At 68.5% G+C, this 14027-nt stretch carries 12 protein-coding genes; 10 read left to right on the plus strand and 2 right to left on the minus strand.

Going from position 1 to position 14027, the window contains the following annotated elements; genetic code table 11:
• Nucleotides 1-135: 135 nt before the first annotated feature.
• Nucleotides 136-2715 carry a valine--tRNA ligase gene (gene valS, locus AB0M47_RS38215; RefSeq protein WP_363422918.1) on the minus strand — a complete coding sequence of 860 codons (2580 nt, stop codon included), beginning with the start codon at nt 2713-2715 and terminating at the stop codon, nt 136-138.
• 343 nt (nt 2716-3058) lie between these two features.
• On the opposite strand from valS, the gene AB0M47_RS38220 reads away from it, so the two are divergent.
• The 9 genes from AB0M47_RS38220 (at nt 3059) to AB0M47_RS38260 (ending at nt 11906) form a co-directional block, all read left to right on the plus strand.
• Nucleotides 3059-3667 (plus strand): hypothetical protein, encoded by a 609-nt coding sequence (locus AB0M47_RS38220; RefSeq protein ID WP_363422920.1) that lies wholly within the window; start codon nt 3059-3061, stop codon nt 3665-3667.
• Nucleotides 3668-3670: 3 nt separating this feature from the next.
• Nucleotides 3671-4117, plus strand: coding sequence for an RDD family protein (locus AB0M47_RS38225; RefSeq protein ID WP_363422922.1), 447 nt, complete (start codon nt 3671-3673; stop codon nt 4115-4117).
• Between the two features lie 9 nt (nt 4118-4126).
• Nucleotides 4127-4771 (plus strand): HAD family hydrolase, encoded by a 645-nt coding sequence (locus AB0M47_RS38230; protein WP_363422924.1) that lies wholly within the window; start codon nt 4127-4129, stop codon nt 4769-4771.
• Between the two features lie 75 nt (nt 4772-4846).
• Nucleotides 4847-5839 carry a LacI family DNA-binding transcriptional regulator gene (locus tag AB0M47_RS38235; protein WP_363422926.1) on the plus strand — a complete coding sequence of 331 codons (993 nt, stop codon included), beginning with the start codon at nt 4847-4849 and terminating at the stop codon, nt 5837-5839.
• 213 nt (nt 5840-6052) lie between these two features.
• On the plus strand, nt 6053-7432 hold the full coding sequence (locus AB0M47_RS38240; protein WP_363422928.1) for an extracellular solute-binding protein: 1380 nt from the start codon (nt 6053-6055) through the stop codon (nt 7430-7432).
• Nucleotides 7433-7527: 95 nt separating this feature from the next.
• Nucleotides 7528-8478, plus strand: coding sequence for a sugar ABC transporter permease (locus tag AB0M47_RS38245; RefSeq protein WP_363422930.1), 951 nt, complete (start codon nt 7528-7530; stop codon nt 8476-8478).
• Nucleotides 8479-8480: 2 nt separating this feature from the next.
• Nucleotides 8481-9371 carry a carbohydrate ABC transporter permease gene (locus AB0M47_RS38250; RefSeq protein ID WP_363422932.1) on the plus strand — a complete coding sequence of 297 codons (891 nt, stop codon included), beginning with the start codon at nt 8481-8483 and terminating at the stop codon, nt 9369-9371.
• Between the two features lie 53 nt (nt 9372-9424).
• Nucleotides 9425-11044 (plus strand): glycoside hydrolase family 13 protein, encoded by a 1620-nt coding sequence (locus AB0M47_RS38255; RefSeq protein ID WP_363422934.1) that lies wholly within the window; start codon nt 9425-9427, stop codon nt 11042-11044.
• A gap of 94 nt (nt 11045-11138) precedes the next feature.
• Nucleotides 11139-11906, plus strand: a complete 768-nt coding sequence (locus tag AB0M47_RS38260) for a DUF1684 domain-containing protein (protein ID WP_363422936.1) — start codon at nt 11139-11141, stop codon at nt 11904-11906.
• A gap of 95 nt (nt 11907-12001) precedes the next feature.
• Here the strand turns inward: AB0M47_RS38260 and AB0M47_RS38265 are convergent, their stop codons facing one another.
• Entirely contained in the window at nt 12002-12772 is a 771-nt protein-coding gene (locus AB0M47_RS38265; protein ID WP_363422938.1) for a hypothetical protein, read from the minus strand.
• Between the two features lie 376 nt (nt 12773-13148).
• On the opposite strand from AB0M47_RS38265, the gene AB0M47_RS38270 reads away from it, so the two are divergent.
• A complete protein-coding gene (locus AB0M47_RS38270; RefSeq protein WP_363422940.1) occupies nt 13149-13895 on the plus strand; it encodes a hypothetical protein in 747 nt (248 codons plus the stop codon).
• Nucleotides 13896-14027 lie beyond the last annotated feature (132 nt).

The following is a 14027-nucleotide window of genomic DNA, read 5'->3' on the forward strand; positions in this document are numbered from 1 at the left end:
CCGCCGCGTTGATCATGGAGTTTCCGGTCACGACACACCGTCGAGACCACAGTTAACTCCATGATCAACGCGGAGAAAGGGGCGGAGAAAGGGGCGGAGAAAGGGGGCGGAGAGGGGGGCGGGTGGAGCGAAGGGTTAGAGGGCGACGGTGACGGTGAGGGGGCCGGAGGATTCGGTGAGGATCAGCGAACCGATCTGGCCGGCGGCCTGAAGGTCGTCGGCGACGAGCCGCAACGCCGCAAGCGAAGCGGCCGGCCCGGTGACGGTCACGGCCGACGCCGGAGCGCGCTGCGACAGCCGGGCCTCCGACTTCGCCCGCCGAACCGCCGCGATCACCTCGGACGCCGCCGCCAGAGCCGCATCGCCACCTGACGAGAGCCCACCTGAGGAGAGCCCACCTGAGGAGAGCCCACCTGAGGAGAGCCCACCTGAGGAGAGCCCACCTGCGGAGAGCCCAGCGGAGGCGAGCCCAGCGGAGGAAGGCCACGGGGCGAGGTGGATCGACCCCGTACGCCACCAGGACCAGATCTCCTCGGTCACGAACGGCAGGAACGGCGCGAAGAGCCGAAGCAGCGTGTCCAAAGCGGTACGCATGGCGGCGACAGCCGACCCACTGTCCGGTGAGTACGCGCGGGGCTTGGCGAGTTCGAGGTAGTCGTCGCAGAACTCCCAGAAGAAGCGTTCCACAGTCGACAGCGAACCCGGATAGTCGTACGCCTCGAACGCGGCGGTCGCCGACGCCACGACGCTCGCCAACCGAGCCAGCATCGCCGAGTCCAATGGCGAGGTCACCGGCTCGGCAGAGGACGGGAACGTGAGCACGAAGCGGGACGCGTTGAGCAGCTTCACCGCGAGCCGCCGCCCGATGCGCATCTGCTCGCGCGACGGCGTGATGTCCACGCCGGGACGCCCGGACGCGGCCCAGTAACGCACCGCGTCCGGCCCGTGCTCAGCGATCGCCGCCAGTGGCGGAGCGACTGTGTTGTGACTCTTGGACATCTTGGAACTGTTGTCGGCGAGCACCCAGCCGGAGATCACCGCGTTCTTCCAGGGCAGCTCGTCATACTCCAGATGCGACCGAAGCACGGTGGTGAACAGCCAGGTCCGGATGATCTCGTGCGCCTGCGGGCGCAGGTCCATCGGGAACACCCGGTCCATCAGGTCACCAGCCGCGATCACCGGCGACAGCGACGAAGTCGCCCAGGTGTCCATCACGTCCGGGTCGGCGGTGAAGCCGCCCGGCTCGTCGCGCTGCTCCGGGGCGTACCCGTCGGGCACCTCGGCCCGGGGATCGACCGGCAGCCGGCCCTCCGCGGGCAGCAACGGCTGGTCGTAGCGGGGTTCGCCGTGGTCGTCGAGGGGGTACCAGACGGGGATCGGCACGCCGAAGTACCGCTGGCGGCTGATGAGCCAGTCGCCGGTCAGCCCGCGCACCCACGACTCGTAGCGAGCGCGCATGTGCGGCGGGTACCAGTTCAGGGCTTCCCCTCGGCGCAGCATCTCGTCCCGCAGACGGTCGTCGCGGCCACCGTTGGTGATGTACCACTGGCGGCTCGTGACGATCTCCAGCGGCAGGTCGCCCTTCTCGTAATACTTCACGGCGTGCCGCAGCGGGCGCTCGCCCAGCAGCAGGCCCGCCTCCCGAAGTGTCCGCACGGTCTCGCGGCGCGCCGCCTTCACCGTCAGCCCCGCCAGCGGCGCGTACCGCTCGGCGTCCACTCCAGACGGAGCGTCGGGCAGCAGGCGCCCGTCGCGGCCCACGATCGCGCGGATGGGCAGACCCAGGTCGCGCCACCAGGTCACGTCGGTCAGGTCACCGAACGTACACACCATGACCAGGCCCGTGCCCACCGCCGGATCCGCGTCCTTGTGCGGCAGCAGCGGCACTTCCGCTTCCCACCAAGGGGTACGCACAACGCCGCCGAACAGGTTCTGATAGCGCTCGTCGTCCGGGTGTGCCACCAGCGCCACGCAGGCGGGCAGCAGCTCCGGCCGGGTGGTGGCGATGGTCAGCGGCCCGGTCGGCCCGTCGAACCGCAGGTCGTAGAAGGTGCTGTCGGCGTCGCGGAACTCCACCTCGGCCTGTGCGACGGCGGTCTGGAAGGTCACGTCCCAGAGCGTCGGCGCCTCCGCCACGTACGCCTCACCGCGGCGCACGTTACGCAGGAAGGCGCCCTGCGCGGTGGCCCGCGCCCGGTCGCCGATCGTCTGATAGGTCAGCGACCAGTCGACGCTGAGTCCGGTGGCCCGCCACACGTCCTCGAAGTGCCGCTCGTCGTACGCGGTCAGCTCCTGGCACAGCTCGATGAACCGTCGCCGGGACACCGGAGTCTGCTCCTTGCCCTTCGCCGGGTGCTCCAGCGAACCAGGTGTGGCTTCGCCGGGGGCGTACGCCAGAGTCGGGTCGCAGCGCACGCCGAACACGTTCTGCGCCCGGCGTTCGGTGGGCAGTCCGTTGTCGTCCCAGCCCATCGGATAGAACACGGCTTTGCCGGTCATCCGGTGATACCGGGCGAGCACGTCGGTCTGGGTGAACGAGAAGACGTGCCCGATATGCAGCGAGCCGCTCACCGTGGGCGGCGGCGTGTCGATGGAGTAGACCTGGTCGCGGGACGCCGACCGGTCGAACAGGTAGGTCTGATCGGCCGCCCAGCGGGCCGACCACTTCTCGCCCAGCCCGTCGAGGCTGGGTTTTTCCGGGATCGCGGGATGCATTCGTGTGCACCTTTCGAGACGCCACACCGGGTGAGGTGGGCTTGACAGGAGAAGGGGGTCGACGGGCTCCGGCGTCAGCCGGCTACCCGTACTCGACGTACGCGTACGCCGCATACCTCGACGACCGGCCGCGGCATCGCCAGCGGGGCTCGGTTCATCGGGTTCGCGGTCGTCGCCACGTCGCCCTCCTGTGTGGTCTCGGGTGTCAGTGCGTTCCACGGTACCAGTCCGGCGGGCGGCGAGGCCGTCCCGCCGGGGCGGCCAGTCGCCCTTGACTGGTTTATGCCGCCAGAGCGACGCGTTCTGGGCAAGGTCAACCCCCGAGAGCCGTAGACTGGGTGATATGTCCGATACGACCCGAGCCAGCCTGCCGGAAGTCGCTCTCGGCAGCGCCGTGCTGGCCGCCGACACCGCCCGAGACTTGGTCAAACGGGCGGCGTACGCCGGGATCCGCACCGTGAGCGACACGCGGGACGCCGCCGTGGACCAGGTCCAGACGAGGGTGCGCGCGATCGCCCGCGCGGTCGCCCCCGGCGTCATCGACGAGCTGATGCCCTACCTGACCAGCTCGGTGCTGCCCGCCTTCCTGGACGCGGCGCTGCCGCTCATCGAGGCCAAGCTGCTACCCCGCCTGATGGAGTCGGCGATGCCGCTGATCGAGGAACGGATGATGCCGCGGCTGATGGAGTCGGCGCTGCCGCTCATCGAGAAGGAGATGATGCCCGGTCTCCTCGACGCGGCGATCCCGCTGCTGCAGGACAAGGTCGTCCCACTGATGATCAAGGACTTGACCGAGAGCGAGGAACTGCGCGAGTTGATCACCGAGCAGAGCCGGGACGTCGTCGCCGACGCGGCCGGGGATCTGCGGGACAGCACCGCCGCCGCCGACGACCGGCTGGAGATCGGGTTCCGGCGGCTGTTCCACCTCTCCAGCTCCGCCTCGGCGAAGTAGCCGATGGAGCACCGGGCGTACGCGGGGCTGGTGTCGCGGCTGGCCGGGCTGGGCCTGGACGTGCTCATCACCGCGATCACGGTCGTGGTCGTGGGCCGTGGGCTGCCGGAGGTGTGGCGCCTGGTCGCCGGTACGCCGCCGCACTGGGTCCTCACGGCGTTCGACTGGGGCGCCAACATCACCCCCGCGGTGTACTTCGCCGGGTCCTGGCGGCTGACCGGGCAGACCATCGGGGCCAGCGTGTTCGGCACCGTGGTGCGCCTGGCCGACGGAAGTCCCATCGGCCTGATCCGGTCGATCCTCCGTGCCGCGATCGGCCTGCTGTTCGCCCCGATCTGGTTCGTCGGCACGGTGACGGTGCTGTTCGACGTCCGCCGCCGCTCGCTGCTGGACATGGCGTTCGGCACAGTCGTCCAGTACCTCGGCCGCCCCGGACGCCCGACGCCCTAAGGTGGCGGCGTGGCAAAACCTGAACTGGTCATCTTCGACTGCGACGGCGTACTGGTCGACAGCGAGCGCATCGCCATCCGGCTCAACATCGAGTTGCTGGCCGAGTACGGGCATCGCGCCACCGAGGCCGACATCGTCGACCACTTCGTCGGCAAGTCGCTGCCGTCCATCCAGGAGCTGATCGCCGAATGGCTGGGCCGGCCGGTGCCCGAGTGGCCAGATCTGTGGATGACCCGGATGACGGCGGCCCACGACGCCGAACTGACCGCGGTGGACGGCATCGCCGAGGCGCTGGACCGCATCGACCTGCCGGTCTGCGTGGCGTCCAGCGGGCGGCTGGAGAAGACGCGGCACAGCCTGAAGCTGACCGGATTGAGTCACCACTTCGGGGATCGGCTGTTCAGCTCCACAATGGTCGAACGGGGCAAGCCGTTCCCCGACCTGTTCCTGCACGCCGCGCGTACGCTCGGCGTCGAGCCGGCCGCCTGCGTCGTCGTCGAGGACAGCGAGCCCGGCGTACGCGCGGCCCGGTCGGCGGGCATGCGCTGCTTCGCGTACGCCGGTGGAGTCACCTCTGGCGAGAAGCTCATCGGAGACGGTACGGTCGTCTTCGATGACATGCGCCGGTTGCCGGAGCTGCTCGCCGCGAGTTGACGGGAATCCCACCCGGCGGAAATCCCCCTGGATGCGTGCAAGCCACTTGCACGCTGATGCACTACGCTTGCACTCATGACGCGCAGACTGGCTGAGGTAGCGAAGTACGTCGGAGTCAGTGAGGCCACGGTCTCCCGGGTGCTGAACGGCAAGCCCGGGATCTCCGAGGCGACGCGGACCGCCGTGCTGACCGCGCTCGACGTGCTGGGGTACGAGCGCCCGACCAAGCTGCGCGGCGAACGGGCCCGCCTGGTCGGCCTGGTCCTGCCCGAGCTGGGCAACCCCATCTTCCCGGCGTTCGCCGAAGTGGTGGCCGACGCGCTCGCCCGCCGCTCGTTCACCCCGGTGCTCTGCACCCGTACGCAGCACGGCGTCTCCGAAGGGGACTATGTCGACATGCTGCTCGACCAGCACGTCTCCGGGGTCATCTTCGCCGGCGGCAACTACGCCCAGGGCGCGGCCGACCACGAGCACTACCATCGCATCGCCGACCGCGGACTCCCGGCGGTCCTTGTTAACGCAGCCATTGACGGACTCAAGTTCCCGCGGGTGTCGACGGACGATTCGCACGCGGTCGAGCAGGCGTACCAGCATCTCGTGGCGCTCGGCCATGAGCGGATCGGGCTGATCATCGGCCCTGAGGACCACATGCCGTCGCTGCGCAAGCTCACGGCGTACCAGGGCAAGGCGGCCGAGCCCGCCCTGTTCGAGCACACGATGTTCTCCCTCGAAGGCGGCCACGCCGCCGGGACGCGGCTGATGAACCGGGGTGCGACCGCGCTCATCTGCGCCTCCGACGTCCTGGCGCTCGGCGCCATCCGGGCCGTCCGGCGACTGGGCCGCAGCGTGCCCGGCGACGTCTCCGTGGTCGGCTACGACGACTCGTCCTTCATGACCTGCACCGAGCCGCCGCTGACCACCGTCCGGCAGCCGATCGAGGCGATGGGTCAGGCGGTGGTCGCGCTGCTCATCAACGCCATCGCGGGCAACCCGATCCCGACCGACGAGTTGCTCTTCGAGCCCGAGTTGGTGGTCCGCGGCTCCACCGGTCCGGCCCCCGCCGCGTAACACGTTTCTTGCACAGCCCCGCCGGGCGTACGCCCCGGCGGGGCTTCTTTATGCCCATGAAACCGCAGGTCAGACCGCTTATGCAAGAGTCCTTCGCGATCACCGTTGCAAAGTCGTAATTTTGCATTGTGTTGTCGGAGTATTGCCGCCAGGAGTCGCCATAGTTACAGTGAGCGCACTCAGCGACAACCCGTTCCCCGAAGGGATGGATAGATGTCCGTAACGCAGTACCGCAGGGTGGCAGCCCTCGCGGCCGTGGCCGGACTGGGGCTCGCCCTCGCGGCCTGTTCGACGAAGGGCGACGACTCGTCCAGCAGCGGTGACAAGGTCACCATCACCGTGGACTGCATGCCCGTGGGCTCGCAGAAGGAGCTGCTGAAGGACTGGAACGCCGACGTCGAGGCGTTCCAGAAGCTCTACCCGAACATCACGATCAAGAGCGTCTCGGTCGGCGCCCAGTGCAACAACCCGCCGGACTTCACCGCCCGGCTCGCCGGCGGCACCGTCACGGACGTCTTCTACGCGTACATGACGGACCTTCAGCAGGTGCTGGACTCCGGCCAGGCCATGGAGATCACCCAGTACGTCAACAAGGACCAGATCTCCACCTGGGACAGCATCTCCAAGGAGGCCAAGGCCGCCTTCAGCGAGGGCGACAAGCTGTACGGCATCCCGACCAAGAACTACTCGATGGGTCTGCTGTACAACAAGAACCTCTTCCAGCAGGCCGGTCTGGACGCCAAGAACCCGCCCAAGACGTGGGAGGAGGTCCGGGACGCGGCCAAGAAGATCGCCGCCCTCGGCAACGGCATCGCCGGTTACTCCGACTACAGCGCGGGCAACACCGGCGGCTGGCACTTCTCCGCCGAGCTGTTCTCGCAGGGCGGTCAGGTCGTCACGGCCGACGGCAAGAAGGCCGACTTCAACAACGACCTCGGCAAGAAGGTCCTGCAGAACCTCAAGGACATGCGGTACACCGACAACAGCATGGGCTCCAAGCAGCTGTTGCAGTGGGCGGACCTGCTGACCAACGCCGGTGCCGGCAAGGTCGGCATGTTCGTCGGCGCGCCCGACGCCACCACCGCGATCGTCACCCAGTTCCAGGGCAAGTACCAGGACTGGGCGATGGCCCCGATGCCCGGCCAGGGCGGCGCGGCCAAGGGCACGCTCGGCGGCGGTGAGGGCTACTTCTTCAAGAAGGGCCTGTCCAAGGCGCAGGTCGAGGCGGGCCTGAAGTGGCTGGCCTACGAGAAGCTGACCGTCGGCAAGGGCCAGTTCGACTACGTCCGGGCCAAGCCGGAGAACAACCCGGTCGGCCTGCCGCAGCCGCAGCTGTTCATCCCGGGCAGCGACGCGTTCAAGGCGGACAACGACCTGAAGGTCGCCAACGCGAACGTGACCGTGGACGACTTCGCGCTCTTCGCGAACAACCCCGTCCCGATCAAGTTCGAGCCGGCCAACGCCCAGGCGATCTACGCGGTCCTCGACTCGGCGATGTCGGCGATCCTGACCAACCCGAACGCGAGCGTCGACGACGAGCTCAAGAAGGCCGAGGACAAGGTCAACCAGGCCTTGGCCGCCGCCGCCAAGTAGCGGTCGGGGGCTAGCGCCGCCCAGCGGCGCAGCCAGTAGGCGTGGGGGCCGGTCCTGAGCGAGAGCCGGCCCCCACCTCACCCCAAGGAGCAGTCATGCCTTCGGCGACCGTGGCGCCCAGCCCCATCCACGCTTCACCCCCCGCCCCCACCACGCGCCGTGCGCGCCGCGCGGGCGGCCAGCGGATCACCAACAACCTCACGGGATACGGCTTCCTGATCGGCGCGATCCTCTGTTTCGCGCTGTTCTCCTGGTACCCGATGATCCGTGGCGTCGTCATGAGCTTCCAGCGCACCCGCCGCGGGGTGACGACCTGGGTCGGCTGGGACAACTACGAGCGCATCCTCCAGGACCCGAGCTTCTGGACGGCCTGGAAGAACACGGCGTACTTCACGGTGCTGGCGCTGGTCCTCGGCTACGCCGTCCCGTTCGTCGTGGCCATCATCTTCAACGAACTGCGGCACGCGCGCGGATACCTGCGCGTACTGATCTATCTGCCGGTCATGCTGCCGCCCGCGTCGGCGCTGTTCCTGTTCAAGTACTACGCGTACGACCCGAGCGACGCCGGCCTGTTCAACGCCGTCCTCAAGGTCATGCACCTGCCGACCTCCCAGTGGATGCAGTCCACCTCGATGGCGGTGCCCGCGATGGTGCTCGCCTCGACCTGGATGAACATGGGCGGCGCCGTGCTGATCTATCTGGCGGCGTTGCAGAACATCCCGGGCAGCCTCTACGAGGCGGCCGAACTGGACGGCGCCGGGCTGTTCAAACGCATCCGCCACGTCACCATCCCGCAGACCAAGCTGATCCTGTCGCTGATGGCGATGCTTCAGGTCGTGGCGACGATGCAGTTGTTCATCGAGCCCCTCATCCTGGCCAACGGCGCCGGTACGCAGGACTCGGCGACGTCGGTGGCGTACCTCATCTATCAGCACGGCTTCTTCCAGAACGACCTCAACGGCGCGGCCGCCCTCGGCGTGATCATGCTCCTGGTGCTGGGCGGCTTCTCCGCGGTCTACCTCCGCCTGAGCGCGAAGCAGGAATGACGATGACGACACGTGAATACGGCCCGCGTACGCTGCTGTCGCACACGCAGCTCGCCCGGGGCAAGGGACCGGCGGTCTACTGGACGCTGCTGATCGCCATCGTGGTGATCTTCACGCTGGCCTTCATCGGCCCGCTCTACTGGATGGTGACCAGCGCCCTGAAGACGGGTCAGGAGGTCGCGCAGACCCCGCCGACGCTGTTCCCGGCCGATCCCGATCCGCAGAACTACATCGACGCCTGGAACAACCTGACGCTCGGCAAGCTGCTGTTCAACACCATCTACTACGCGGTCGGGGCGCTGCTGTTCCAGCTCGTGCTGGACACGGCGGCGGCGTACGCGCTGTCGAAGCTGCGGCCGATCTTCGGCAACGTCGTGCTCGGCGCGATGCTGGCCACGCTGATGATCCCGGCGATGGTCCTCATCGTCCCGCAGTACCTGACCGCGATCGACCTGCCGATCCTGCACATCAGCCTGCTGGACTCGCCGTTCGCGATCTGGCTGCCGGCGGTGGCCAACGCGTTCAACATCTTCCTGCTGAAACGGTTCTTCGACTCGGTGCCGCAAGACCTGATCTACGCCGGGATCGTCGACGGGGCCGGACCGTTGCGTATTCTCTGGTCGATCATCCTGCCGATCTCCCGGCCGATCCTCGGCGTCGTCTCGATCTTCGCGGTGACCGCCGTCTGGAAGGACTTCCTCTGGCCCAAGCTGGTGGAGCCGTCCCCGGAGACCCGGACCATCAGCGTCGGCATCTACGCCTTCGCCGGCGGCACCCCGCAGAACGTCGTGATCGCCGCGGCCGTCATCGCCGCGATCCCGACCGTGATCTTCTTCCTGATCTTCCAGCGCAGCATCATGGCCGGCCTCACCACAGGCGCCGTGAAGGAGTAGCCGCGCAGCGTGACCTCCCCTTGCAGGCGATCCAACACTAGAAAGAGACTGCCTTGACGAACTCCGCCGCTTGGTGGCGCACCGCCGCGATCTACCAGGTCTACCCCCGCAGCTTCGCCGACGGCAACGGCGACGGCGTCGGCGACGTGGCCGGCATCCGTGCCCGCCTGGGCCACCTCAAGACCCTCGGTATCGACGCGATCTGGTTCAGCCCCTGGTACTCGTCGCCCATGGCGGACGCCGGCTACGACGTCGCCGACTATCGCGACATCGACCCGATCTTCGGCACGCTGGCGGAGGTGGAGGCGCTCATCGGTGAGGCACACGACCTCGGGCTCCGCGTGATCGTCGACATCGTCCCCAACCACTGCTCGGACCAGCACGCCTGGTTCCGCGCGGCGGTCGAGGCCGGCCCGGGTTCGCCCGAGCGCGCGCGGTTCCACTTCCGCCCGGGCCGGGGCGGGAACGGCGAGCTGCCGCCGAACGACTGGCAGTCGAACTTCGGCGGCTCGGGCTGGACCCGCGTCCCGGACGGCGAGTACTACTTCCACATGTTCGCGCCGGGGCAGCCCGACCTGAACTGGGGGAACCCGGAGGTGGTCGAGGAGTTCGACGGCATCCTGCGGTTCTGGCTGGACCGCGGGGTCGACGGCTTCCGCATCGACGTCGCGCACGGCCTGGTCAAGGCCGACGGACTGCCCGACATCTCGTCGCTGGCTCCGGGCGCGGGCAAGCCGTACGAGGACCAGCCGGGGGTGCACGCCATCTACCAGCGGTGGCGCGCGATCGCCGACGAGTACACGGCCGCCGACCCGAAGCGGGAACGCGTCTTCGTCGGCGAGATCGTCGGTCCCGACCCCGAGGGTTTCGCCCGCTACCTGCGCGCGGACGAGCTGCACTCGGCGTTCAACTTCGACTTCCTGTTCTGCCCGTGGGACCCGGCGCGGCTGCGTACCGTCATCGACGACACGAACTCGGCGCACGCGCTGGTCGGCGCGCCGCCGACCTGGGTTCTGTCCAATCACGACGTCACCCGGGTGGCCACCCGGTACGGGCGGCTGGACTACACCGGGTTCGGCTTCGACGACCGGCGGCACGGCGTACCGTCTGATCTGGAGCTGGGGACCCGGCGGGCGCGAGCCGCCGCGTTGCTGTCGATGGCCCTGCCGGGCGGGGTCTATGTCTATCAGGGCGACGAGCTGGGCCTGTGGGAGGTCGAGGACCTGGACGACGACCTGCGGCAGGACCCGATCTGGGAGCGGTCCGGGCACACCGAGCGGGGCCGCGACGGCTGCCGGGTGCCGCTGCCGTGGTCCGGCGACCAGCCGCCGTTCGGCTTCTCCAGCGACTCCGGCGACGCGGAGTCCGACCCGTGGCTGCCGCAGCCGGCGGCCTGGAAGGACTACACCGCCGAGGCGCAGGAGGGCGACCCCGCCTCGATGCTGTCGCTCTACCGGTCGGCGCTGGCGATCCGGCCCGGCTTCGGCGACACGCCCATGACCTGGCTCGACTCGGCGCCCGAGGTGCTGGCCTTCCGGCGGGGCGACCTGATCAGCGTGTCCAACCTCGGCTCGACGCCGGCCGAGCTGCCCGCCGGGACGATCGTGCTGGCCAGCGGCCCGCTCGAGGATGGCCGAGTGCCGTCGGACACCACCGTGTGGTTGCGCGCGTAACCCTTCCGAGGAGTAGGGCCGGTGAGGATCACTCACCGGCCTTATTTTGTTCACGGCCCGGGAGTACGCTTCCCACACGATCTTGGGAGGAACCATGGGTGACGATTCCCCGGCCGGCTGGCAGAGCTGGCGGGAACGGCGCGACCGCGGCCTGCGCAACCCGCACGGCTGGTTGAGCCTCACCGGGCTGCACTGGCTGGGCACCGATCCGGCCGGCTTCGACACGGTCCCCGGCCGGTGGCGCGTACTGGACGACACTGTCTATGTCGCCGCCGGCGTGGACGACGGACTGACCTACGGCGATCACCCCGTCGACGGCGAAGTGGCGGTGACCGGCTCGGACCGCGTACGCCACGGCGACGTCGAGGTGGAGGTCATCCAGCGCGGCGGCTGGTGGGCGCTGCGCGTACGCGATCCGCACTCCCCCACGCTGACCGCGTTCACCGGCGTTCCGGCGTACGCCTTCGACCCGGCCTGGATCGTCGACGGAACCTTCGAACGGTTCCCCGAGGCGCAGGAAGTCAAGATCGGCTCGGTGATCGACGGGCTCACCCACGCCGAGTCGGCGGTCGGCGTACTGCGGTTCACGGTGGCCGGGCAGGAACTGGCGCTCACCGCGTTCGACGGCGGCGACGGCTCCCTCGACCTGCTCTTCCGCGACGCCACCAGCGGAGTCACCACGTACGCCGCCTCCCGGTCGCTGTCGGTGCCGGCGCCCGACCCGGACGGGCGGGTGCGGATCGACTTCAACCGCGCCTTCAACATGCCGTGCGCGTTCACCGAGTACGCCACCTGCCCGCTGCCGCCGCCGGAGAACACGCTGCCGGTCGAGATCACCGCGGGCGAGCAGAAGTACCACTGACCCGCTGGACCCTGCGCGGACAGTGCGCTGGATCACGGATCCCGGTCGAATCTTGGGTCAAGATTCGACCCAGATCCGTGATCCGGCCGGAAGGCTTACGGGTCGAAGCGGCCGGCGACCAGCTCTTGGAGCCAGATCTTGGCGCGGATGAGCGGTCGCCGGATTCGCCGTTCGCGCCATTCCGCCTTCGCCAGCTTCCCCCGGGCCCGGGACGTGTCCTTCGCATAGCGCCACCGCGCCCAGGGCGAGCCTGGCCGGGCGAGCCGGAACGCTCCGACATATAAGAGGACGGGGACGAACAACCCGACGAGTCCGGTCCAGATCTTGCCCTTGAGCAGGGTGATCGCCGCGAGGGTCAGGTTGAGCAGCGTACCGCCGAGGGCGACGACCCAGTTGACCCAGCCGCCGCCTTCGGACCGGGCGAACAGGAACTCGTCGATGGCGATGGGCCGTAGCCCCAGCAGCAGCATCCCGGAGACGGCCACCGCGACGAAGACGGCGTCGACCGACGTACGCCCCTGCTCCGACCAGTAGACGTCATCGAGGTGCAGGATCAACGCGAACTCGTCGAGCACGAGTGCGGATCCGATCCCGAAGAGCGCCGCGACCACGGACAGCGCTGCCGTGTGGCCTCGGGGGATGGCGAGCGCGGCCACTCCGCCGACGAGCATGAAGATCACGCCGAACACGACGTGGTGGATGTGCAGTCCGCCCGGGGTGACGTTCCCGGGCCACCAGCTGACCTGAGCACGGATGAGGCGTACGGAGATCCGGATGAACGCGAAGCCGATCACGACGCCGGCGAAGAAGCAGAACAACGGCAGCCGACCGGTGTCGACGATCTCGTGGTCGAACCAATGCCCCATGCCTAGATCTGATCACGAGCGGTTCAGCCACTGGGCCGGAACCCGCCCGACCACCAGCGCCAACCACGGAGCGTGACGCATAGATCGCTATGCGTATAGAATTGCCCGTCTGAGACCGATTTGTGACCCATCACCTAGGGGTTTACGCTTGGTGTTCACGCCGTGACGGAGCACTGAGATCGGCGCCGAGGGATCCGCCCTTGACCCACGCGCTGAGCGCGGGAGTGGCGAGATGGGTGTTTTGCGAGCTTCGTCCGCTCGACTGCCTCCCCAGACCCATCGCGCACAGTCTATCCCCCACATAGACGCCTTACATAGTGATCATTCGACGTATGTGCAGGTGGGCAGGGCTCTAGACGGTCGCTAAGGTCGACCAATGCGCCGAGACAACGACGTCAAGAGCTTGCTTACCGCCAAGGTTTCGCACGCCTTCACCCTCATCCGCGAACGCTTCACGACCAGCCCGCGCCGTGTCGCAGCGTTCGGCCTGGTGGCCGTCGCTGGGGCAAGCGCCCTACTCCACACTTCCGCTGCCACGGCCGAGCCGAGCAGCTTGAACACCGCCAAGGCGGCCCAGGTGGTCACGGCCACCAAGGCCCCGGCGAGCCCGGCCAAGTCCGCGGCCGCCAAGGCCACCCCGAAGTCGACGGCCACCAAGGCCGCGACGACCACCGCCAAGGTCAAGCCCACCGCCGGCTTCAACCAGACGCAGATGGACAACGCAGCCCTCATCGTCAAGGCCGGCAAGGACCTCGGCATCTCCGAGAAGGGCCAGATCATCGCGGTCGCCACCGCGATGCAGGAGAGCAACCTCTACAACCTGGCCAGCCACGTGGTGCCGGAGTCGCTCAAGTACGCCCACCAGGGCACCGGGGCCGACTACGACTCGGTCGGCCTGTTCCAGCAGCGGTACACCACCGGCTGGGGCACGGTCAAGGAGATCATGAACCCCTCCGAGTCCGCCAAGAAGTTCTACCGCGCCCTCCAGCGCGTGCCGGGTTGGCAGAACATGGCCGTCACCGTTGCCGCGCAGACGGTTCAGGGCTCCGCGTTCCCCGACGCGTACGCCAAGCACCAGGGCAACGCGACTGCGGTCGTCAAGGCGGTCAACTCCGTCAAGTGACCATAGGTAACCCCCAAGGGCGGGCCGTGACGTTCATCGGAACCGCCCCCCCCGAAATGGGGGGCGCCGGGGCTTCGCCGCGGGGGGGGGGGCCGGAGAAGGGAACAGGGGGCGGGAGGGGAGGAAGGGTTT

It is taken from the genome of Hamadaea sp. NPDC051192, assembly GCF_040682475.1.
GTDB classification, from domain to species: Bacteria; Actinomycetota; Actinomycetes; order Mycobacteriales; family Micromonosporaceae; genus Hamadaea; species Hamadaea flava.

What these genes read in the sequence shown, in the direction of transcription:
- AB0M47_RS38260 (WP_363422936.1), top strand. Translation starts at nt 11,139, where the DNA reads ATGGGTGACGATTCCCCGGCCGGCTGGCAGAGCTGGCGGGAACGGCGC.
- valS (WP_363422918.1), bottom strand. Translation starts at nt 2,715, where the DNA reads ATGCATCCCGCGATCCCGGAAAAACCCAGCCTCGACGGGCTGGGCGAG.
- AB0M47_RS38270 (WP_363422940.1), top strand. Translation starts at nt 13,149, where the DNA reads ATGCGCCGAGACAACGACGTCAAGAGCTTGCTTACCGCCAAGGTTTCG.
- AB0M47_RS38240 (WP_363422928.1), top strand. Translation starts at nt 6,053, where the DNA reads ATGTCCGTAACGCAGTACCGCAGGGTGGCAGCCCTCGCGGCCGTGGCC.
- AB0M47_RS38265 (WP_363422938.1), bottom strand. Translation starts at nt 12,772, where the DNA reads ATGGGGCATTGGTTCGACCACGAGATCGTCGACACCGGTCGGCTGCCG.
- AB0M47_RS38225 (WP_363422922.1), top strand. Translation starts at nt 3,671, where the DNA reads ATGGAGCACCGGGCGTACGCGGGGCTGGTGTCGCGGCTGGCCGGGCTG.
- AB0M47_RS38250 (WP_363422932.1), top strand. Translation starts at nt 8,481, where the DNA reads ATGACGACACGTGAATACGGCCCGCGTACGCTGCTGTCGCACACGCAG.
- AB0M47_RS38235 (WP_363422926.1), top strand. Translation starts at nt 4,847, where the DNA reads ATGACGCGCAGACTGGCTGAGGTAGCGAAGTACGTCGGAGTCAGTGAG.
- AB0M47_RS38245 (WP_363422930.1), top strand. Translation starts at nt 7,528, where the DNA reads ATGCCTTCGGCGACCGTGGCGCCCAGCCCCATCCACGCTTCACCCCCC.
- AB0M47_RS38220 (WP_363422920.1), top strand. Translation starts at nt 3,059, where the DNA reads ATGTCCGATACGACCCGAGCCAGCCTGCCGGAAGTCGCTCTCGGCAGC.